Annotated in this window: 22 protein-coding genes and 1 pseudogene; 5 read left to right on the forward strand and 18 right to left on the reverse strand. The window is 51.4% G+C overall.

Annotated features, from left to right (window positions below):
- Positions 1–141: 141 nt before the first annotated feature.
- A complete protein-coding gene (locus B9G79_RS13405) occupies positions 142–1,074 on the forward strand; it encodes a S1 family peptidase (RefSeq protein WP_088565962.1) in 933 nt (310 codons plus the stop codon).
- Here B9G79_RS13405 and B9G79_RS13410 read toward each other — a convergent pair.
- The 5 genes from B9G79_RS13410 to B9G79_RS13430 form a co-directional block, all read right to left on the reverse strand.
- Positions 1,037–1,807 (reverse strand): TatD family hydrolase, encoded by a 771-nt coding sequence (locus B9G79_RS13410; protein WP_088565963.1) that lies wholly within the window; start codon positions 1,805–1,807, stop codon positions 1,037–1,039. The genes B9G79_RS13405 and B9G79_RS13410 overlap by 38 nt on opposite strands.
- A 41-nt stretch (positions 1,808–1,848) precedes the next feature.
- Entirely contained in the window at positions 1,849–2,793 is a 945-nt protein-coding gene (locus B9G79_RS13415) for a DNA polymerase III subunit delta' (RefSeq protein ID WP_088565964.1), read from the reverse strand.
- Between the two features lie 10 nt (positions 2,794–2,803).
- Complete coding sequence (tmk, locus tag B9G79_RS13420; RefSeq protein WP_198298015.1) at positions 2,804–3,436, reverse strand: dTMP kinase; 633 nt, start codon at positions 3,434–3,436, stop codon at positions 2,804–2,806.
- An 18-nt stretch (positions 3,437–3,454) separates the two neighbouring features.
- Complete coding sequence (locus tag B9G79_RS13425) at positions 3,455–4,618, reverse strand: hypothetical protein (protein ID WP_088565966.1); 1,164 nt, start codon at positions 4,616–4,618, stop codon at positions 3,455–3,457.
- 136 nt (positions 4,619–4,754) lie between these two features.
- Positions 4,755–5,225, reverse strand: coding sequence for a hypothetical protein (locus tag B9G79_RS13430; protein ID WP_088565967.1), 471 nt, complete (start codon positions 5,223–5,225; stop codon positions 4,755–4,757).
- A 140-nt stretch (positions 5,226–5,365) separates the two neighbouring features.
- Here B9G79_RS13430 and secG point away from each other — a divergent pair, with 140 nt between their 5' ends.
- Positions 5,366–5,770, forward strand: a complete 405-nt coding sequence (gene secG / locus B9G79_RS13435; protein ID WP_088565968.1) for a preprotein translocase subunit SecG — start codon at positions 5,366–5,368, stop codon at positions 5,768–5,770.
- A 41-nt stretch (positions 5,771–5,811) separates the two neighbouring features.
- The gene (locus B9G79_RS13440) at positions 5,812–6,612 is read left to right on the forward strand and encodes an AgmX/PglI C-terminal domain-containing protein (RefSeq protein ID WP_088565969.1); all 801 of its coding nucleotides are present in this window, start codon (positions 5,812–5,814) and stop codon (positions 6,610–6,612) included.
- Between the two features lie 23 nt (positions 6,613–6,635).
- On the opposite strand, the gene B9G79_RS13445 is transcribed toward B9G79_RS13440, so the two are convergent.
- From B9G79_RS13445 to B9G79_RS13455, 3 genes are read right to left on the reverse strand one after another with little or no spacing between them, the layout of a single operon-like run.
- Complete coding sequence (locus B9G79_RS13445; protein ID WP_088565970.1) at positions 6,636–7,712, reverse strand: phosphatase domain-containing protein; 1,077 nt, start codon at positions 7,710–7,712, stop codon at positions 6,636–6,638.
- A gap of 41 nt (positions 7,713–7,753) precedes the next feature.
- Positions 7,754–9,337 carry a penicillin-insensitive murein endopeptidase gene (locus B9G79_RS13450; RefSeq protein ID WP_088565971.1) on the reverse strand — a complete coding sequence of 528 codons (1,584 nt, stop codon included), beginning with the start codon at positions 9,335–9,337 and terminating at the stop codon, positions 7,754–7,756.
- Between the two features lie 57 nt (positions 9,338–9,394).
- Positions 9,395–10,249 carry an alpha/beta hydrolase gene (locus tag B9G79_RS13455; RefSeq protein ID WP_088565972.1) on the reverse strand — a complete coding sequence of 285 codons (855 nt, stop codon included), beginning with the start codon at positions 10,247–10,249 and terminating at the stop codon, positions 9,395–9,397.
- A gap of 9 nt (positions 10,250–10,258) precedes the next feature.
- Between B9G79_RS13455 and B9G79_RS13460 the strand changes: the two genes are divergently transcribed.
- Complete coding sequence (locus B9G79_RS13460) at positions 10,259–11,185, forward strand: magnesium transporter CorA family protein (RefSeq protein ID WP_088565973.1); 927 nt, start codon at positions 10,259–10,261, stop codon at positions 11,183–11,185.
- A gap of 34 nt (positions 11,186–11,219) precedes the next feature.
- On the opposite strand, the pseudogene B9G79_RS18595 reads toward B9G79_RS13460, so the two are convergent.
- The 8 genes and pseudogenes from B9G79_RS18595 to B9G79_RS13500 form a co-directional block, all read right to left on the reverse strand.
- Positions 11,220–12,088, reverse strand: a pseudogene (locus B9G79_RS18595) (class I SAM-dependent methyltransferase).
- A gap of 304 nt (positions 12,089–12,392) precedes the next feature.
- Positions 12,393–13,331 carry a DUF429 domain-containing protein gene (locus tag B9G79_RS13470; protein WP_088565974.1) on the reverse strand — a complete coding sequence of 313 codons (939 nt, stop codon included), beginning with the start codon at positions 13,329–13,331 and terminating at the stop codon, positions 12,393–12,395.
- Positions 13,277–14,269, reverse strand: a complete 993-nt coding sequence (locus B9G79_RS13475; RefSeq protein ID WP_088565975.1) for a GHMP family kinase ATP-binding protein — start codon at positions 14,267–14,269, stop codon at positions 13,277–13,279. Before B9G79_RS13475 ends, B9G79_RS13470 begins: the two co-directional genes overlap by 55 nt.
- A complete protein-coding gene (locus B9G79_RS13480; protein ID WP_088565976.1) occupies positions 14,269–15,252 on the reverse strand; it encodes a DUF4340 domain-containing protein in 984 nt (327 codons plus the stop codon). Before B9G79_RS13480 ends, B9G79_RS13475 begins: the two co-directional genes overlap by 1 nt.
- A complete protein-coding gene (locus B9G79_RS13485; protein ID WP_088565977.1) occupies positions 15,252–16,787 on the reverse strand; it encodes a GldG family protein in 1,536 nt (511 codons plus the stop codon). The genes B9G79_RS13480 and B9G79_RS13485 overlap by 1 nt, the downstream gene beginning before the upstream one ends.
- Before the next feature lie 3 nt (positions 16,788–16,790).
- A complete protein-coding gene (locus B9G79_RS13490) occupies positions 16,791–17,564 on the reverse strand; it encodes an ABC transporter permease (protein WP_088565978.1) in 774 nt (257 codons plus the stop codon).
- Positions 17,561–18,505, reverse strand: a complete 945-nt coding sequence (locus tag B9G79_RS13495) for an ABC transporter ATP-binding protein (RefSeq protein WP_088565979.1) — start codon at positions 18,503–18,505, stop codon at positions 17,561–17,563. Before B9G79_RS13495 ends, B9G79_RS13490 begins: the two co-directional genes overlap by 4 nt.
- A 96-nt stretch (positions 18,506–18,601) precedes the next feature.
- Complete coding sequence (locus tag B9G79_RS13500; RefSeq protein ID WP_088565980.1) at positions 18,602–19,864, reverse strand: DUF814 domain-containing protein; 1,263 nt, start codon at positions 19,862–19,864, stop codon at positions 18,602–18,604.
- Positions 19,865–19,946: 82 nt separating this feature from the next.
- On the opposite strand from B9G79_RS13500, the gene B9G79_RS13505 reads away from it, so the two are divergent.
- Positions 19,947–20,216 (forward strand): DNA-dependent DNA polymerase, encoded by a 270-nt coding sequence (locus tag B9G79_RS13505; protein WP_232468676.1) that lies wholly within the window; start codon positions 19,947–19,949, stop codon positions 20,214–20,216.
- A gap of 33 nt (positions 20,217–20,249) precedes the next feature.
- On the opposite strand, the gene B9G79_RS13510 is transcribed toward B9G79_RS13505, so the two are convergent.
- Both B9G79_RS13510 and B9G79_RS18405 read right to left on the reverse strand, forming a co-directional pair.
- The gene (locus B9G79_RS13510; protein WP_088565981.1) at positions 20,250–21,140 is read right to left on the reverse strand and encodes an RsmB/NOP family class I SAM-dependent RNA methyltransferase; all 891 of its coding nucleotides are present in this window, start codon (positions 21,138–21,140) and stop codon (positions 20,250–20,252) included.
- A gap of 10 nt (positions 21,141–21,150) precedes the next feature.
- Positions 21,151–21,849 (reverse strand): sensor histidine kinase, encoded by a 699-nt coding sequence (locus B9G79_RS18405; RefSeq protein WP_332454884.1) that lies wholly within the window; start codon positions 21,847–21,849, stop codon positions 21,151–21,153.
- Positions 21,850–21,851: the final 2 nt, after the last annotated feature.

The following is a 21,851-nucleotide window of genomic DNA, read 5'->3' on the forward strand; positions in this document are numbered from 1 at the left end:
CTCAGAATTAGACAGCAGGTCCTTTTTCGGCGGCGCTCCCAAGTCCTCATGGGAACTGTGTTTTTGCAGCTTTCAGAAAGAAAACGGGTGACCCCGCAAAGGGTGCGATAGCAATTGAGGATCACATCAAGGAGTCACCCCATGAATTCATTTAAAAGCCCCTCCCCGGCCCTAACAACCCTGGTTGCCGCCTTGGCCGCGACCCTCGCCCTGACGGCCTGCAGCCCACGTTCTTTCGGGCCCGCAGCGGAAGAGCCTGCAGACACGTCCCAAACCGGAATTATTAACGGAGACCCGATTCGGGAACGCGGCACTCAAGCCGCCCGAAGTGTGGTGCTGATTGAGATGGTCAACAGACATAATCAGGTTCTGGCATTTTGCACCGGCACCCTGATCGCCCCGCAGACGGTGCTTTCCGCCGGACATTGCTTTGATGACAGCATCAAAGGCATGACGGGATTCAATATCGTTTTCACGAACAACTATGAAATCTTCGGCCGCAAGATGCTGGTGCGAGAAACCACCCGCCGGGGACTGGCGTACAAACACCATCCAAAATTTAACTCCACCAAACTTTATGATCATGACATCGCCATTGCGACCTTTGATGGTGGGATTCCGGAAGGCTATTCCACCGTCAGTATCGACACCGACACCAAAGGGAATTATTCCGGGCGAAGTGTTTACGTCTATGGCTTTGGGCGCTCTAAGGACTATACCGGTAAGCCCAATGAAGACCTCTTTGCATATCTGGGGCAGCTTCACCGCGGCGTCATGCAGATTGATTCCCAGTTCAATCGCTACGGCGACCGTTACTGGTTGAATTCAAAGGTTCCGGTGTTCATCTGTCAGGGGGATTCTGGCGGGCCGCAGTTTTCACATGAAAACGGCGTGCTAAAAGTGATCGGGGTCAATTCCGCAGTCTATGGCAAACGCCTGCCGAACGGACAGGTCAGTTGTGCTGGCATCGCCCAGGCCACCAAGGTGGCACCCTTTGCACCGTGGATCAAAACCACGCGAGCTCAGTTGCTGCAAGCTACCACTGAATTTTCGGGAACATTTTCAGAGCATTGATACGCGTCTGTTCACACAATTGTTCAAGGCTGATCCCTTTAAGGTCAGCCACGAACTTCGCCGTGTGAATAACATAAGCCGGCGTGTTCTTTTTCCCGCGCATTGGGATCGGCGCCAGGAACGGTGAATCGGTTTCCACATGGATACGGTCCAGCGGCAGCATCTTCACTGTCTCGCGCAAAGAATCGGCACTTTTGAAAGTCACCACGCCGCTGATGGAGATATTAAATCCCACATCCAGAGCCTGACGAGCCAGCCATTCCGTGCCGGTAAAGCAATGGATCAGGCCATTCACTTCACCTTTGAATTCTTTTAAAATCTCGATGGTGTCCTCTTCCGCATCGCGGGTGTGAATTTCCACCGGCATTTTGGTTCGGCGGGCGATTTCCAGCTGTGCGCGGAAGGCTTCCTTTTGAAGTTCACGCGGGGAATTGTCGTAATAATAATCCAGACCGATTTCACCGACAGCCACCACACAAGGCTCAGTGACATGTTCTTCGATGAATTTGCCGGCGGCTTCTGTATAGGTGCCACCGTCATGAGGGTGAACGCCCAGTGTGCAATACACTTCCGGGTAATATTTGCGGGCGATGTCCAGAACGATCGGATGGTCTTCCGGCTGGGTGCCGATGGTGATGATCTTCTTCACGCCCACGGCTTTCGCATTGTTGATAGCGGCTTCAACACCCTCTTCGAGCATATTCAAATGTGCGTGAATATCGATCCATTCCATACGGGAAGTATAACAGTCCCCACGGATTGTGACAATGCGCTTTACACTCTGGACGTGACGTAGAACTCTTCGATGATCAGCTGTGGATCACGATTGGCAGCAAAGGCCTGCTCCACCTGCAGCGCTTTCTGAATCAAATTCAGAATTCGTGGGCGCTCCAGCTCTGCCAGGACCTTGATCAGCGGCGCCTGATCCAGATTCACAATCTGAGTTTTGGCACCCTCTTGCAGGCAAATAGCATCCTTCAGGAAGCCCACCCAGTAAGAAATTATGCGCTGCCCTTGTGCGCGGTCTTTGAACTCGGTTCTCCATAGTTCATTCAGCAGGAAATCGTTATCCTGAATAAACAAGGTCAAAAGCTCGACTGCTTTTTCGCGAACCTCTTGTTCAGGACCTTCCTGCAACTGAGCCAGCTTTTCAAAGCTGCCCCCCGCCGCTTTCAAAGCCCAGGCTGGTGCTTTCACGCGCTTCCCCAAATCTTCCTGAGTCAACGGACGGAATTGAACAATGCGGGACCGGGAACGAATCGTCGGCAAAATCCCCGCCACACTCGGAGCGATCAAAAAGAAGAACGTGCCTTCAGGGGGTTCTTCCAAAGTTTTTAGCAGTGAATTGGCCGCTTGCGGATTCAGGGTTTGCGCCTGATCAATGATGATCACGCGATTGCCCGTCAGACTTTTTAAGCTGAGGAACTCCAGAATTTCTTTGGCCTGTTCCATTTTGATGTTGGCACCCGACGGCGCAATCACCTTCAGACCTTCGTGCGAACCTTGAGGAATCCGGAAGCAGGAGGGACACTTGCCACAACCACGCGGACTGGAAGGACACAACAGCGCCTGGGCCATGCCCATCGCTGTCAGTTTTTTGCCGATGCCGCCGGGACCGACAAACAAAAAAGTCTGGCCGGGCTTTCCGTTTTCGAAAGACTCGACCATCTTTTTGATTGTTTCCTGATGTCCTAAGACGAAATCCAGCATGCGGGCCATAGCGACGTCCTTACAGAACTTTTCGTTCAGTCAAAGACTGCAACAACTGTTTAAACAAAACTTCCGGGGTTTCACGCGCATCCAGCACGATCCACGAAGCGGCGTCCTCGCGGGACTGCTTCAGGAAGGACTGGCGAACGTTTTCATGGAAAGTATCGGCTTCAGATTCAATGCGGTCTTCCGTTTCACCCGTGACTGCCCCACGCCCTTGACGACGACGGCGGCTTTCTTCCACGGACAGATCCAACAGCACCGTGACATCAGCTTTCAAGCCACCCGTGGCAAAGCTATTCAACATCACCACATCAGCTTCCGAGATCGCACGCCCGCCGCTTTGAAACGCAACAGAGCTTGCAGAAAAACGATCACACAAAACCCAGGTGCCGGCAGCCAAAGCAGGACGGATCACCTGATCCACGTGCTGGGAACGGCTGGCTTCATAAAGCAGCAATTCCGTGCGCGGGGTTGGTGCCGGACCTTCTTTTCTCAGAATCATATTGCGGATTTCATCACCCAGCGGGGTTCCGCCGGGCTCACGGGTGCGCAAAAAGTTGATGGCTCTTTTTTGCAGCTCACGCTCCAACGCCGCCATCAAAGAACTTTTGCCGGAGCCGTCCAGCCCCTCAAATACGATAAATTTCATTTTGCACCGCAAGAAAGATTAGTTGAATACAGGACCGCACGCACGGCGTCCACCTACGTGGACTTTGTCAGATATTGCGCGGTAGACGTCAACAAATCGCATCGCGACAAGGCGCACAGAGCCCTTCACATCGCCTATTTGGACTCTGACGAATCCTTTGACCAGCGGTGACACGGTAATGCGGATCAAGGCCTGGCGCTCAAAGCGGTTGGTGAACGTCAATAGGTCCGCCAACGGTGGCGGAGGGAAGCCAAGACTGGAGCTCAACCCCGACGAGAAGAACTCAGGGGACGAGGTGCTGTACCCAGGAATTGCCGGAGGATAGAACGAAGTCCCCTTCAGAGTCTCAGCGCCATCCCGACGGCCCATGGTAATACCGGCTTTACCAACCACGCCCATCACGGTGATCGCGGCCTTGGTATTGTCGAACTTTTCAGAGTTGTGGAAGATCTCAAACACAAAAGCTTTTTTGGTTTTGTTAAAGGCAATGCTGAAGCCCACTTCGTCAGCTCCACCGCCCCCTTTGCGCAGAACCCCGGCTTCGGCCAGAATACCCGCAGAAACACTCAAACCAAATTCATTGGAATCAATCACCAGTGGCGCCTGAGACCACAACTTGTAATCCAACCCGCGCAGAATGCTTTGCACAGCCTGCTGGCTGCGCACTTGGAAGGTTCTTTGCGCCTGGGATTCAACAACAGTCTCTTTCCCGAAGGCTTTTTTCACTTTGATTTTCACAAAACTCAGACCGTCGCCCACCAGGCTTCCGGCACCGTACACAAATTTGGTGGAATTCAGAATGCGCGCAGCATTCGTCAAAAACATCAGACGCATTTCATGGAATTTTTTGCGGCGGTCTTCAGGAAGACTTTCAAATGGTTCCAAAGGGTCGGTTTCAGCCACAGAACCACCACGGGCGATGATTTGTTCACGGACTTTCTCAGGGATCTTCAGACCCAAAGATTCTTTCATCAGCTCGCGATCCGGGGTCGTTTCAAATTCGTAGATCTGCTCGCCCTTGCCGACCTTGATCAGCAACTTGTCCTGTTGGGCGATCTGCGCTTTTTCAAGCGTGCTCTCTACGACTTCCGTTTCAATAGACGAAAGATCTTCGGCCCAGGCAGGGACCCAAGTTGAGACAAGCAATGCCGCAAAGGTAAGGGAGCGAACTACGTTTTTCATATTGAGCTGTGAAAAATGCAATCCCAGGACCGGGCTTTTAGCAATGCTAACTATATGATTTCTCGATTTTTTGCTGTCTAAGGCTTAGACGGCGAGCCCTAGCCCGCCACCAGTTCGAGCTGAGGCGTGGGACCCCTTAAAACTCAACAACCCAAGTTCCGGCCGAGGTTTTATTGAACTTGTACATGATCAGGGGATGCTCAAGGGTTTCCGGGGTCTTCCCGATCTGCTTGCCAATCCCGTTAACGGCTTCAGCAAAGTTGAAACTGCGACTGCGGCCCGGATCCATTCCACCCGCGATGCGGGCGAGGGTCATTCGCAAGGACGGCGGATAGGTGTTCACCACCACGACGGCGGTGGCTTTGGTTTCGGTCAGAAATTTGACCTCCACCACTTCCACTTCGGATTTTTTCAGCATGAATTCCTGATAGGACTTGTTCAGCCATTCGGATTGTTTGATGGAATCATCCGCTTCGATTTTCAACTGCTCCTGGAACTTCTTTTCCCCCAGCTCCAACGCGAGCTTTTTGATGGTTCCCTCCTGAGTTGTACAGGAGGACAGCAGCACAAAAAATAAGCAGGTGGCCAGACGGATGGAGTTTTTCATGTCTCTATGGTGATCAATAAGCGCTCCAGACTCAACAGAGTCGTGACTTAACGCGTTAGGTCGCCAGAATCAGGTCACTTTGGGGTGGACGAAAACCGCCATTATCCATATATTTGGGGGTCTTTGGGAGATTACATAAAATGACTACATTTATCGGCGTATTGCATATCATCGTAGCCCTTGTTTTGATCATCTTGGTTTTGATCCAAGATTCCAAATCTGATGGCGCTCTGGGCATGGGTGGATCTTCCGGTTCCAACTCTTTGTTGGGTGCAACTGGCGCTCAGTCTTTGGCTGGTAAAATGACAGTATGGGCAGCCATCATCTTCGCAGTGACTTGCCTGGCTTTGGCGACTTTGACTTCTTCCAAAACCAAGTCCGTTGTTGACAGCCTTCCGTTGCCAACAGCTCCGGCGCAGGAACATTTCCCAACAGAAGCTACTGACGCTGCAGCAGGTGCTGCGGCTGTTCCAGCTGCAGAGACTGCTCCGGCAGCAACTCCAGCGGCTTCCCCTGCTGCAACAGCAGCTCCTGCACAGAAGTAATTTTAGTGCCTTCCTGACAGGTTCTTCGCTATAGTTTTCCTATGGCGAAGAACAACTGGCTGATTCCATCTCTGATTATCGTAGGCGTATTAAGCGTCGCCCTTTCTCTCTTCATCTCAACTCAGACTGAAAAAACCAAACCCGGTGCCCGTCCTTTGGCGCGACTGGAATTGAATCTGGGTAAAGTCTTCGTTCTTCGCAACAACATGACCAACAAAGAAGTCCTGACCCGCAAGGCGACTTTGTTTGCGCTGGATTCCGTTGAAACCAGTGTCGATGGTGATGCGACGATGGAGTTTGATTCATCTTACCGTATTCGTGTGCTGGAAAATTCTTTGATCACGCTGGATGAGGAAAACGAACGCATTGTTCTGATCATCAAGCGCGGTGATCTGCAGGTTGAAAACTATGGCCGCGAAGGCAGCGTTTACATCTCGAAGGACGGCGTGCGCTGGACGGCCACTGATTACGAAATGAATTACAAAAAACAGGCCCCGACCGAAACTCTGCCGGAACTGGCTCCGGCGGAAACACCGATGGCAAATCAAAAACCGGTGGAGGGCCTGACGTCCGAGTTCATTCAAGACACTCTGAAAACCCATCGCAGTTCGTTCTTTAAGTGCTACACACAACTGCTGCAAAGAACTCCGGGTGTTGTCGGCCAGGCTTCGATCAGCTTCACCATCGAACGCACAGGTAAAGTCAGCCAGGCCGACATTGCCAGCAGCAGCCTGAATGACCCTCAATTCAAAAAATGTCTTCTGGAATCCGTACGCCGTGTGGAATTCAAAGTCTTCGGCGGTGATCCGATCACCACTGTCTTCCCTCTAAGATTTGAATAAAAAAAGGGCCTTCGAATGAAGGCCTAGCGATAGTCGTGCAGATAATCAATGCGGTCCGGAATCCAGGGTTCATGCACCCCTTCCATCTCGTACACCCGTCCGTCATCCACCAGCTTCTCTTTGAGTGGCGCAACACTGGGCTGATAAGATGAATGCAGCAGACCTTTTTCGATAAAGAACGGACGGACTTCGTTGTAAGCGCGTTCACCCAAAACCCCGCGGCGGATGAATTCATCAAAACTCTTCATCAGCTCTTCCGGAGTGTAGCCATAATTATAAACCATATCCTGGATCACGGCGTAGATTCCGTCCAGATTCAGACGGCCGTCCTGATACATATCCAGCGCCACTTGGAACGTGTTATAAGTCGCCAGCGTACGGCGACCGAACTTCAGATAGTAGTCCGGGTCCGTGTCGGTGGCCAGGTTGATATAGATTTTTTCCACCGGATCGTTTTCTGGAATCTGCGCCTGCAGCTCCAGAATGGTGTTCACCTGCTCGCCCGTGACGTTCAGCTTTTCCAACGTCGTGCGAATGTCGTTGGTGCCCAGACGGCGGGAACAAATATCCGAATAAAGATTATAGATGATCGCATCGGTTTCACTGTCATCGCCCCAGCAGATCTGGCGCACGTTTTCACCCAGACGCGTGCGCAACTGCATCAGCGCCTGCAGCTTGTAACCCACCTGCTTGGTCAGACGCCAGAAGCGGCCCGGGCGCAGGTTGGCCAGATTGTCTTTATAAAAACAGCCAAAGGGACGGATGTTGTCCAAAGAAAACTTTTCCGAGATACGTTCTTCCATCTGTGGCGGTGAAGCTGTGATGAAATAGATCGGAAAGTACATGTAACCTTTTTGTTGCTTGCGGTATTCAGACAGGGACTGCAAAAGCGTGTTGGTGCCGGGAATGTTTTTCTTGTTCAGGGCACGTTCCAAAATGGTGGTCATCAGACCCGACAGGGAATCAATCGTGGTGTCCAGATAGGTCTTATCCAGGTCCCACAAAAAGACTTCCTCGTGACTTTTCTCCATGCCCTCGGACACGTAACGGAAAAAAACCACATCCCCATTCATCTCACTACGATCACGCCAATCAGCCATGACTTTATTCTGACACAGGCCCACGGCTGCCGCAATTGAGATTAGAAACAGCCCGTGGTATTGACCGGTTCTGCCATCTGACGGCAACGAACCTGAGCTTTGGAACACTTCACACGCAGGTGGAAGTGATTGTGGTGGTCCTTTTCGGGAATCAGGCGGCGCAGCGTCTGAGCCGCAAGGCTTGAGTTGTCACCCTTGGTCAACTCGCCCTTGGCAATGGCATGACTGCACAGGGCCTGCTTCAAAGCACCGTGAATAAAGATACGGTCAATAAGCTGAGTGCCCACCACCTCTTTAAACAGTTTCCATTGAGGCTCCAGCATCCAGTTGGCGTGAGGTTTGTTCACTGCCACAGCGGACGCGAAGTACCCTTGGAAGGACTTGTTGTTAAAGAAGAAAGCCACGTCCGCGTCCAGACCATTTTGATGGGATTTGTGGGAACCCAGCTTACCCCCCGCCTCACGGGACAGATCGCCCACAGACAGCTCGTAACCCGGGATTTCTTTTTTCGTCAAAAGACCCATTTTCACAATAATGTACGCCAGCTCATTGGTCGCGAAGTGAGTTTTTCTTTTCGGACGAATGATCTCATAGCCTGTCGGAGCATGGGCCTGCTGGTAGGTCAGCATGTTCGCAGCATTCTGCAAACGGCCCGCATTCACCGGTCCGATAGCCTGACTGACTTTGTTCACAGGCGGAGCTGTCTCAGGCACACGAGGCTGACCGGTTTTTGGAGGATCCTTTTTAGGCTCCTCACGCTTTGGAGGTTCTTCTTTTTTTGGTTCCTCTTTTTTTGGTTCCTCTTTTTTCGGTTCTTCTTTTTTAGGCTCGTCCTTTTTAGGAGGATCTTTTTTGGGATCTTCCTTCTTAGGTGGATCGGCCTTGGGAGAATCCTTCTTAGGTTCGTCCTTTTTCGGAGTGTCCTGCTTTGGCTCCTCTTTTTTAGGCTCTTCTTTCTTAGGTTCTTCCGTTTTTGGAGCTTCCGGCTTTTTTACTTCCAGAATCTTTTCGATGTCATCGGCAACGTCACCGACGTAACGGCCTGGCTCGCCCTCGACTTCATCGTGCCCGCCCTCGATCTCAGATTCTTCGTCTGCCGGCAGTTCTTCTTCACCCGGAATTGGTTCTTCCGTCGCCGGACTGACGTCATCCTGCAGAGACTCCACCTGATGGTGATAAACGATGCCCTGATAATAAACGTAGATATCAATGAAAGATGAGCGGCATCCGCCGTCAACACTCAGACACGTGGCCTTCGCCGCCACTTTCAAATCCTGATTGTCCTGGGTTTTGGCTTTATAGGTTTTCAGGGCGATGAATCCGTAAGGATCCAAGATACCCGCAAGGTCCAGCTCCACGGTCTGAACTGATTTTGCACGCACCGGAAGGAATTCGATTTTTCCCTTCAGGGTCATGCCTTTGGTCGTCTGATCAAAATTGACACTCAAATCCTGCACCCGAGTGGAACCGCGCACGACTTTGTATCCATCCTCGTCTATCACATTGGGTTGTGCCGGCTCATAAGTCGTCACGACCTCAGACCCCTGTTCACGGGTGTCCGGAGCACAGGCTGCCAGCATTGATAAGGAGCTTAAAATGATGAGGGCACGCAACAAAGTCTTCATCCTGCCGGGAACATTGCAGGATTCATGCTTTCGGGAGCTGCAATATAAGCGGACTTCCTACTGACGGACTGTCAAAGTTTTAGATAGATATGACAAGAAGCGGTCCCGCAGCTCGCCATTGCGGATTTCGTACAGATTTCCGTGACGTCCGTCCGGGATCAGCCAAAGTTCTTTCGGCTCGGCGGCGGCTTTATACATATTTTCAGTAAATCGCGGCTCTACCGCTTTATCAGCCGTGCCGGTGATGAATAGCAACGGGATGGGTGACAACGACGCCAGCGACTGCGGGGCGTATTCATCACTGACCACCACCGACGACAAGGGCTGCAGGATCCATGTGAACCAGTGCCGGTTCATCACGCCTTTGGCCATCCCCTGATAGGAATCAAAACTGGCTTCGACGACCACATTCCGCAAAGGAATGCGGCCTTTGATTTCTTCTGCGGTTTTCAGTGCGATAATTCCGCCCAAGCTGTGCCCGTAAATTATCAGGGGGCGCGAGTCCTTTTTCTGATGCAGCCATTCCGCCGCTGCGACCCCCGCCGCCACGGTGTTTTCCGGGGTCGGGTAACCGCTGGACTGCCCATAACCAGGATAATCAAAGATAAAATAGTTATATCCTTGCGACGGCAGCCATTGAAACATCAGAAAATGCGACGTCAGGTTTTCGGCGTTGCCATGGAAAAACAGCATCGTGCCTTTGTTGTCAGCATGTGCAGAGGCAAAGTACCAGCCGTGCACTTTTTCACCTGTGGAGGTGGTCAAATACACATCTTCAGGACTTAATTTAATCCGGGCCGGATCAAAGAGCTTTTCTTTCATCGGGTAATAGAAAAATGACTGACACCCGGTCAGCAGCATCGTCGCGATGCATCCGAAAAAGAAACGGCGAAGGCCCGAAAACTTTGTCATACTGGAATCATGAAACGATTCGAACATCAATGGCAAGACTATAAGTGGGTCGATTGTGAAGCTCCTTCGCAGGAGGATCTGCGTCAGTTGGCCGAGGAATTTCCCATTCCCCTGCAGGCCCTGACGACATGTCTTGATCCCGAACATTTGCCGATGTGCACGTTCTATGAAAAAGTATGCTTCTTCATTCTGCGCCATCATGATGTCCAGGCAAAACCCAAAGCCGGCACCATGCAGGAACTTACCACCAAAATCATTTTCTTTGTGGGTCAGGATTTTTTGCTGACGATTCACCGTGTGCCTCTGGAATGCATTTCAATTAAAAAAGACAAAGTCGCTTTTGAACAGCTTCCCCTTTACACCCTGGTGAAATCGCTGTGTGTGCAAACTGTGAAAAGTTTTGATGCGCCCTTGGATGTGCTGGATTCAAAAACCGATGTGATCGAAGAGCGTGTGTTTGCCCTTAAACGCCGCACGATCCTGCGCGAAGGTTATCACATCAAACGAAAAGCCGCGTCTTATCGCAAGATTTTCAAATTCACCGCCGATGTCTTCAGCAAGATTCATCACCACGAAAACATTCCTCTAAAAGACATACAGCAGGTGCGTGAGCCTCTGGAAAAAGTGGCCTTTTACGCCGATGACATTTACGAGGAAATCACCGGACTATTGAATCTGCACCTGTCCTTGATGTCACAAAAAACCAATGAAGCATCTTTCCGCACCAACGAAGTGATGCGGGTGTTGACTGTGCTTTCCCTGTTCTTCTTGCCTTTGAATTTCATTGCCGGGGTTTACGGAATGAACTTTGAAAACATGCCGGAACTCAAAGAGCCCAATGGCTATTACGCAACCTTGGCCTTTATGCTGATGGTGGTCGTCGGCATCACATGGTGGATCTATAAAAAAGGCTGGCTGAAAAAAGAAGAACTGTAAAAAGCAGGCCCCCAGGGCCTGCTTTGACTGCCAGCTAAGTCCGAGCCCGGGCCTGCACGAAGGAATAAAAGAACACGGCGTTCGGATCACTTGCGACCCGCGCCATTTCTTCCTTCACACCTTCAACCACTTCCTGAGAAATGCATTTGGCTTCCACCAGTTGATCGCTGGCGCTTAACAGAAGCTCAGTCCAGTATTCAATACAGTCTTTACGTGCTTGCGGATAACGATTGTCCAGGAACCAGGTTTTGATCTCGGTGTGGATGTCATGATATCCGAGCTGCATAAAGAAGTTCCCCAGCTTGGCTCCGACAAATGGATCCCCTTTTTGCTTCAGTTGATATTCATTGAAGGCCATCCAGTACTTCCACACGTTCGGCGAATACGGATCCAGGAAAAAGGAAGCATTCATCACTTCAGTGGCATAGACCCTGTCTCTTTATACACATCTAAAAAGGAAGCATTCATCACTTCAGTGGCATAGACCACGGACCCAGGGCGCAACACCCGGCGCACTTCCGACAAAACCCGAATCGGATCCGGCACGTGCTCCAGAATCCAGCACAGGAAAGCCCCGTCGAAAGAGTTCGCAGAAAAGTCCATCGCCGTGGCATCCATTTCCTTGAGCTCAAAACGCTGTTCGGCAAAAGGCAAATGACTTAACCGGTGTTTCGCCGCAGAAAGTTGTTTCGTGCTGCGATCAATGCCGGTCAGCTTCAGATCAGGAAAACGCCGCAGAATGATTTCACTTTGCGCCCCAACACCACAGCCGACTTCCAGCAAATCTTTGACGTTGGATAAATTGATATTTTGATAAACCGTGTGTTCACCGAAGCGCGCCTGTTTGCGCAAACGATCTTGTTCTTCTTTGGTGAACCCATGCAGATAAGGAAAATCAGCCATCGAAAGCCCCCTTCGGAGGTGAAGCTTCTATTTAATAGCTGAGCCCCCGATTGCTCAAGCCCTCTCACTCTGCGCCAGCACAAAGCAAAAGTTGCCATGCAACAAACTTAAGAAGCCTTAGCTCTATTCACCAGCGCAAATTGAGGCCCTCTTCTGCGGGCTGCCTATTCACAGGCAGCAACGCAGCGACCTCCGTGGGCGCCACGACGGCGCGCACCCGCGCGAAAGCGCGGGCCACGGCCGAGCCCGGACGGCGTGTCGCGGAGTTGTTGACTGGGAATAGACAGACCGCAGAAGAGAGCCGCTAGAATCCTTCCCAGCGTACATTGACGCGGGGGAATTCGATCCAGTCTTCATTGGAGGGGAAACCGTCAGGGCGAGGCTCGGTGCCGCCCTTGAAACTTAGGAAGGCCGTCAAAGCACATATAAAGGCTTCGAAGGCGTGATTGTTTTCGATCATCAGCTTCACGTCCTGATCGTACACGAACGCGACGTTGTGCGTGCTCAATGCGTGTAGAATTTCGCGACGACTTTCATCGCCGCCGATGGCGTGTTTATGAAAGCGCAGATGACTTTTCATCACATTCAAAGAACGTCCCAAACGCCATACCGAAAGTTTGGGGAAGACCTCGATGCACTTGGCCTTCATGCTGCGTTTCAGATACATGGCCCGCGCCAGTAAAGGAGCCGTATTCGCCCCCATGGCGTGCTGAAGGATGAAGGGCTCTTCCAACTCGGAAGACACATACATCTCCACACAGCGCTGGGTGTACGGAGTGAACAGCTTGCGTGGTTTTTTCTTCTTGTGCAGTTTGCGGGTGTAATCCCACATCCATTTGACGTGGGGCTTTTTGCAATCCTCGATACTGGTACAGCAGTCATCCGACTGCAGGCACACCGGCAGATTGAAAGGCACATCAAACGCGATCAGATCAATTTCATTGTGATACTGACGAATCACTTCCTGAATTTTGAAGTCGGCGGAATGAACTTCGTCGCTCTTGATTTTTTCCACCAAGCGCGACAGGAAGATTTTTTTGTGTTTGGGATAGTATTCCAGAACGGCCAGGCAGGCCTTGTCGGTTTTACCGCCCCCCAGGGACAGACCGATGAAACGATGAACATCTCCGGCATGCGTCGCCGAAGCCGCAGTTTTTTTAACTGCGGTCTTCTTCGTCGTCTTTTTCTTTACAGGGGATCGACGGGTTTTGCGTCCATCACCTGGAAGCCGGCTTTTTGGCATGCGTTGGCTACTCCCTCACGTTTATCCGGAGGACACCAGACCAGAACACAGCCGCCGCCCCCAGCTCCACAAATTTTAACAGCCTCGGCCCCATTCTGCAAAGAGACTTCCGCAAGCTTGTAGATCTCAGGACTTGAAAATTCCGGGGCCAAGCGGACACGGGCTTCAAATTCGCGTTTAAACAACCCGCCCAGGTCCTTCCAGTTCCCGGCACGAATGGCATGCTCGGTTTCAATGGCAATACCTTTGAGATCCCGCAGGGCCTGTAATGTTCTAGGATCCTTAACAACGGAATCCTTCATCACTTCAAAGTTGTTAAGACCCGAATGATGGGCCTTGCCGGTATAGACCAGCATGAATTTTTCAGCCAGCGGCGTGTGGGACACCGGAAGCACCTTTTGTTCGATGCCGTCATAGCTGTAGTGAAGAACATTGATGCCACCGGAAGCCGCCGGATAATAATCCTGAGTCCCGGTTGGAGTGTTCAGAATTTCGGCCTCGATATTGTGAGCCACATGAACCATATTGTGCACGTCTTTGAATGGCTTTCCACAGAACTGGGCAAAGGCTTTCATCAAGCTGATTGTCAGACTGGAGCTTCCGCCCAATCCCCCGCCCACCGGACTTTGCGAAGAGGTCTTCAAAGTGAAGCCCTGCTTGGGCATCCAGTAACGAAGCTGCGTCTGCAGCAGAATCATCTGGGGATCGGTGTCGGCCAAAGCCTCTTGCAGGTTGCTATAGGCCTTGCGCAATTTCAAGTCAGCGGATTCCAAAACGATGGTGGAATCATCATGCGGAGTCAGTTCCGCCACCGTGTAGATATCAATGGCCACGTTCACAGTGGAAGCCCCATTGATAAACAAATAAAGGGGCCACAAATCCAATGTGCCCCCAGCCAAATCCACACGCGTCGGAGATTTAACTACAATCTTCTGCATTACTTTTCTTTCTGCTCGGCCATCATGGCCTGCGATTCTTCTGCTTCACTTTTTTTAGGTTGTTTCGGTTCGGACACTTCACGCAAGTCAGCCAGACTGACTTTGATAAAACGATCCAGCGCGCCCGCTTCCATTTTCATTGCCTGAGCGGGTTCAGAAACCTTGGCAAAGATGCCAAGGTCTTGAGCCTGCCCCACTTCGGCCTTCCATTTTTTGTCGGCCATCGTCAGATCCATCACAAACAGATTCTTCAGGGCCGGAAGTTTGCCCTCGACGATTTCAGAGGCCTTGGCATCTGAAATTGCTGTCAGGAATTCACGCACCTTGTTTTGATCGAGCTTCAGGTCCTTCTGCGCGGGCGCCACCCACTGGCCTTCCACACGGCGGATCTCCAAAGACTCCACCTGGTTTTTCAAACGGACTTCGTCCACGCTGGCAATCTTATGGCGCAGGAAGCGGCGTTCACGGAAATCCATGACACCTTTGTTCACGCGGTTTTGCCATACCGAATTCACCACCAGGACTTTGTTTTCACCATCACGGCGGGCAAACACGTTGTCTTCAAAGTTGCGTTTTTCAGAGATCTCAAAGACATTCTGGGTGCCCGCGGTGGTCTTGAAAGTCACTTTACCTGCAGGCTTATCCAGCCCATACAACGACCAGTTGATGCTGTCGCCTTCGGCGGCGGTTTCAATGATACGTTCTGGGAATGCGCCTTTGACAAAATCGTCCACGGCGGTGTTGTCAGCCTGATCTTTCAAAGGCTCTTCCATATTCCAGCCGTCCACCGTGCGCTTCAGAGTGATTTTCTGATCCCCTTTTTCGACCTGAACCCAGTCCACTTGTTCAAAATTGACGGTCATCAGGCGCGCGTCCATCGAACGCTTTTCTTCCATCTTTTTTTCGTGGAAGAAGTCATAAACCGCATAACCACCAAAAACCAGCAGACAGATGACAAGAATTGAACGTCCTTTGAGTTTCATTACGCATTTCTCCTTCTAAGCCACAGACCGATGCTGGTGCCCAACAAAAGAATAGGAAGTGGGATGATGAAAGCAAACAAGAAAAGACCAAACTTGGTTTCTGTCATGATCATTTGTGTCGCCAGAGGCTCTTTCGGCGTGATGCTGATCAGGCTTTCCTCTTTGGCCAGAGCCGCAATGGAATTCAGCACTAGATCCCGGTTTAGGTTCTGATAAAGCATCTGATTGGTCAGGAAATCCACGTCCCCTGCCACGATCGCCGTAAAGTCCTTGGCGTTATCATCTCCGGCCCACTTGCCGCTGACTTCATCCACCAGAGCATAACTGCCCTCTGGGCCTTCGCCGCGAATCTGCATGGACGGGAACGCCATGGCATTGGGAGCGGTGGAAACCAGTTCATCCACAACCACGCCTTTAACAATATCCACTTTTTTCAAAGACTGCGGATAACGGAACAAAGTCACTTCCGAGCGGCCGAAAGGTTTTGTGATCTTGTTGTTCATCGAGAAGATCACCCCCATGGTTGGGCCCTGATTAATGCCTTTACCCATGACAGTTTCAACCTGATTCAGGATGTAGTTGTTTTCAAACTGCACACCCATCTTGGCAACCAGCTTTTCAAGACCTGCCGTGTTCTGGGATTCAATCGCCAGGAACAGACTGCCTCCATTTTTCAGGTATGCTTCCAACGCGTCGATTTCAAATGCCTGGAAACCCTGAACCGGTCCCGCGATCACGATAACATCGGCATCATCAGGAATTTTGGCATTCTGGATCAGGGAAAGTTCTTTGACCGTGTAGCGGTTGTTTTCCAGCAACGACTTCAAAGAACCCAGCCCCAGAGCCTCCTTGTTTTCGCTCAAAGCCTTTTCCCCGTGACCGACGGTGAAATAAACAGTCTTGTTCTTTTCGCGCGTCACCTTCACCAAAGCACTGGTGAAATCCTGCTCGTCGATTTTTTCGATGCGATTGCGGCGGCCCTTGTAATCCAGGAACACCACGCCGCTGCCCTTGTCGACACCAAATTCCTGTGCCAGGTCCGGGCGCTCATTCACTTCCACGAAATCCAGCTGCACTTTGCTGCTGTGATCCTGATATTTTTTGATCAGCTCGCGGAACAGACGACGGTTTTCTTCGTTGCCCTCGACACCTTTTTTATAGAAGAAATAAACTTTCAGATCTGAATCAAGCCCCTTTACAAGCTTGATCGATTGCTCAGACAAAGTGTTCACTTTGGCGGAAGAAAAGTCCCAGGTCTTGGTGTGGCGAGCACCGATATAATTCACGGCCCCCAACACTGCCAGCAAAAGGATGATCAGCATCCCCATGCTCATGCCTTCTTTCGTTGTCTTCATGGTGAAGAACTCCTTAAAGAAGGCACGGTCCTTGATAAGCCCGACCAGAACAAATACCACCGCCAAGCCCAACGCCACCCAGCAGAACGGAACCCAGTCACCCAAAAGGTAACGAGTGATGGACATGGCGACCAAAGAAAACCCAGCGAACAGGAAAGAAATTTTGCTCAATTTACTCATGACTTATCTCCAACGTGAGGATTCAACAACACGCTCTGCCAGGAAACAGAACAGGACAATAATACTGAAGAAGAAGACCAGCGCATTCGAGCGCACGGTGCCTTCCACCAGACTGGAAAGATGACTGCTCAGGGAAACATGCTCGAAAATTTTACGAGCCGCTTCGCTGTCCATGACCTCGGTGCCGATACCGACAAACCAGATGGACACGTTAAAGATCACCGACGCCACATAAGCCACGATGCTGTTTTCTGTCAAAGAAGACGCAAACAAATCCATCGCCGCATAAACCGCGCCGACCAGGAAAATCCCCAGAAAGGCCACGACCAGCGGGCCCCAGTTCACGGTTGCCAAAGTGGAGGTCGCCAGCGGATACAGCAGCGCCAGCATCACCAGCCCCCCTACCGCGCCAAGAGCGGCCAGGTACTTGCCCATCACGATCTGCAGGGACGTCACCGGAGAAGTCAGAAGCAGGTCAAAAGTGCGAAGCTTCTTTTCCTCTGCAAACAATTTCATGGTCAAAGCCGGGACCACAAAGATCAAAAGAAGATTCAAGTACGACAACTGACGCAGGAACACCCCATAATGAATGTTCAACTGGTTCTGAGGAACCCCCTGTTGCATCACGTAGTTCATCAAAAGCTGTGAAAACAGATTCAACTGAATCGGGTAAACCCAACTGAACACCAGACTCATCAGGAAGCAGATCACCCAGAACGTCGAATTGAAGTAAAAACCTTTCAGCTCTTTTTTAAAGATTGTCATTGTTGGATTCATGCTTCACCTCCACGATCCTGCTGACCATATGTGAGTTTCAGGAAGACATCTTCCAGATCGCGCTTGGCCTGACTGAGCTCAAGCAGTCCGTACCCGGCCGTCACAAGCTGGGACGAGACGTTTTCAACGGCCTCTTCGCCGCCCTTCAGGTCAATATTCCATTCCTTGCGGGAAGCCCCCAACTGAACACCCGTCACCGCCCCGACGCCGGAAAGAACCTTTTTCATGTCTTCCACGTCCTTGCGCAAGCGCACGTGCAGGCGCACCTGGCCTTTATCCAAAGCAGCCAAGTTCTGGATGCTGTCTTCCGCGACGATCTTGCCTTTGTTGATGATGATCACTTTTTCGCAAGTCGCTTCCACTTCCGGCAGGATGTGGGTGGAAAGGATGATGGTGTGCTGGCCTTTTAAAGCTTTGATCAACTCACGGATCTCGGCCACTTGTTTTGGATCCAGGCCCACGGTCGGCTCATCCAGAATCAGAACCTCAGGATCAGACACAATCGCCTGAGCAATGCCCACACGCTGCTTGAAACCTTTGGATAAATGATGAATCAAACGTTTTTGCACATCGCCCAGATTGGTTTTTTCAATGGCGTTGTTCACACACGTTTCGATTTTTTCTTTTGGCACTTGCTTCAGGGCCGCTACATAGCGCAGATAATCGCGCACGAACATGTCCGCATAGACCGGTGGAATTTCCGGCAGGTAGCCAATGCGCTTTTTGACTTCCAAAGGATTTTCAAAAACATCAAATCCTGCGACGGAGGCATTGCCATGACTTGGAGCCATGAAGCCTGTGATGATTTTCATTGTCGTGGATTTGCCGGCACCGTTGGGACCCAAAAAGCCCACAACATCACCCTTGGAAATTGAGAAGTTCAGTTTGTCGATGGCCCGTCGGGGACCATAATCTTTGGTGAGATCTTTGACTTCAATCACGATGCAATCTCCTCTGTAATCTAGAGGAAAATGTTAGACCGAAAAAACCCCAAAAGGTACCTGCTTACTTTTTCCGAAGCGTCGCGGCGTAAGAGCTTAATTCAGGGTCAGATTGAACGATTTTTCCGAATGATAGGTGACGCGCCCCAATTTGTCGCCCTTGATCGGACGGACAAAGCGGCACTCGACGATCACCACCGCCACTTTTTGCCCGACCATCAGGGATTTGGACGACAGAGATTCACGGGCCACCCAGGCTGCGACCTCTTGCACCTCGGCCGCAGTGATTTCCTGCTCGCGCTGGCGATGGATGATGGCGTGTGCTCCCGGATAATCTTTCAGATGCAGCCAGTAATCCCACGCTTTGGCCTGGCGAAGCAGCGCCAGATTGTCAGCACCCGACTTTCCGCAATACGCCAAAGCGCCGGAATCCAGGTGCAGTTTGCGGCCCCGCGCATCGGCCTTTTTCATCAGGTCCACCAAGACAGGTTTGCTTTGCTTCGCCGAATAACGAGTGGCTTCGAGCTTCTGGATTTCGATCAAAAGCTCATCCAGGCGTTCGCGGGCACCCTCTTTTTTTCCGACCATCTGTTTGGCTTTGGAAAAACAGTGTTCGATGTTCCAGCTTAAAGACTGCTTGCGATCCACACAGGACTGCAGATCCTCAGGCACATCCAGGGTTCCGTGAGTTTTCAGATACTGGCCGGCCTCGTACCACAAAAGCTCACGATCGCTTTCGATCTGCTTTTGGATTTCACTTAAGGCCTTGCGCTTTTTTTCCAAATCCTTTTGCTTCTGCTTTTCCCATTGGGCGACCGGATCCAGGTTCGTTGGCTTTTTGCCACCGGATTGCTCTGCCAGCCACTCTTCATGGATGGCGGTCAGATCGCGCGGCTCGGGGGGATTTTCCACCACCGGAGCTGGCGACAGATCCAGAGGCCGATCCCACGCCACCTGTTTGCCATGAGCTTTGACGATCAAATTGCATTGTTTCGGAATCAGGCGAATTTCAAGTTCGCAGTCCATCGTGGCATTCTTTAGCTGCAGACAGACCACGCGGCCAAAGGCCTCTTGAACGGTCATGGAAGTAACATACAAATTGCGAGCATGAGAATTCAGGAAAAGACTGACCGGCTTGGTTTTCGGGCCTTTTTTAAACGGGCACTGATCCTCGAAAAGCAGCAGCATCGGGGTGTTTGGCACAAGGTCCAGTATCATCCAATACATGGTCCCGCGCAGGTGGAAGCCCAAAGCCAGACCTCGGTCATTGACAAGCACGTCCTGCAACTGGGCGCCGTCCAAAATTGGAGCAAAGTAAGAGACGAAATGCTGGAGTTCTTGCTGGGTCAGGGCTTTCATTGGTCCAAGTCTCTCATCCTTTGGGCCAAATTTCTATGGGTGATGCTCAGGTTCGAAGAAGGAAAACCGATATTTGAAGGGTATGAACACAGATATGCTGCTAAAAATCGTAGAAACACAGCTTCAAGAGACTCAGAACATGCGCGAAAAGACCCCGGACTTTATCCGCAAGGTTGTACATCTGTACACGCTGCAACTGATGAAAACAGGCACCATTCCACTGGAATTCATGGAAGATGTGCTGGAAGACATTGAAGCAGAGACCATTGAAATCTATCGCAAGAAAACCTACGGTTTTTTGACCTTGGAAGAATATCGCAGGCATAAATTCCGTCAAAAAGACGACAACTAGTCACCTAAAAGCGAACTGCAAAGTTCGCTTTTTTTATTCTTCAACCTTCTCGATCACCGCAAAGTACAACGGACCAAAACCACACTGATCCGGCATGTACGCCACGCCCAGCTCCGTGCGCTCCCCACCCAGACCCAAAGGTGCTTCCAGCAGTTTCACCGCTGATTTTTTCTTTTTCAAAAGCTTGCGAACCACATCATCGTTTTCCGCCGGACTGATAGAGCAGGTGGAATATACAATGCGACCCCCGGCTTTTACCGCCAGAAAGGCTGCCGCCAACAAAGAGTACTGCCTTGCCGCCAGATGTTCGGTGCGACGCGGACTCCATTCGTCCTGAGCCGCCTGATTTTCCAGAATATGGCGCTCACCGGAACAAGGAGCATCCAACAACACGCGGTCAAAGCTGCCGGGTTCTTTCAAACCAAACTGCACACCGTCTTTCCCGGTGACCCACACGCGGTTTCGCACCTCGCGCGGCACATACTGCTGAATCACCTTCTTCAGGCGTTCACGACGTTCCGGCGACAGGTCATTGCAGAAGATCTCACCCTCGTCCCCGAAAGATTCAATCATCACCAGACTTTTCCCGCCCGGGGCCGCACACATATCCAACAACCGGTCCCCCGGCTGCACGTCCAAAGCTCGCGCCACCATGACGCTGGCCGGATCCATGATGTAAATATCCAGCAGCTCATCAGAATTGCGCTCGGGCTGACAGCCGTGAGCCGGCGTCAACCAATGACAGCCAGGAAGCTCGGCCTTTTCCGGAAACTGAGACCAGGATTTGGTGCTTTTATCGGAAGGGCTCCAGGCGTTCACCCGGGCGACTTGTTGTTCGCGGGTTTGCAAAGCGGCGAAAAGGCCCGCCCAACGGGAGCCATAGACTTTTTCAAAATGACGATAAAAGGGATGATCGGTGTTCATCCCCCGGATTTTACTTTCGGATCGGGAAAGAGCAAATAAATTCAGATCCCTGGTCGACAATACTTTTCACCGCAACCGTACCACCGTGACTTTGCATAATATGCTTCACAATGGCCAGCCCCAGCCCCGTGCCCCCGGCATCGCGGGTGCGCCCCTTGTCGATGCGATAAAAGCGCTCAAACAGGCGATCCAAGTGTTGCTCAGGAATCCCCTGCCCGTCATCGATCACACGCAGGATGATGTATTCTTTGATATCGCGTTCCCAGCGGATCTGGATGGTCTTGCCAGAGGGAATGTATTTCACGGCATTGGACACCAGATTGCGCAGGACTTGTTCCACTTTGCGGGCATCGGCCAAAAACGGGGGAACATCGCCGTTCACACGGATGGTGATGTTTTTTTCCGCCGCCATCACGGCCAGCTCTGAAACCACGTGCTCAGAAATCGCCAGCGGATGAATCATTTCAAGCTTCAGCTCAGAATTTGAGGCTTCCAGCGTGTTGATGCTAAGCATGTCATTCACTAGATCCATCAGGCGGTCAATATTTCGAGACACGATATCCAGGAACTTTCCGGCCTGCTGAATCTGGCCAGTTTTTACGTCCTCTTTCAGTGTGTCCACATAGCCCTTGATGGACGTAAGCGGCGTTCGCAGTTCATGAGACGCGTTTCCAACAAAATCCATGCGGATCTGTTCAGCCCGTTTCATCT

This window comes from Bdellovibrio bacteriovorus, from assembly GCF_002208115.1.
Classification (GTDB): Bacteria; Bdellovibrionota; Bdellovibrionia; order Bdellovibrionales; family Bdellovibrionaceae; genus Bdellovibrio; species Bdellovibrio bacteriovorus_C.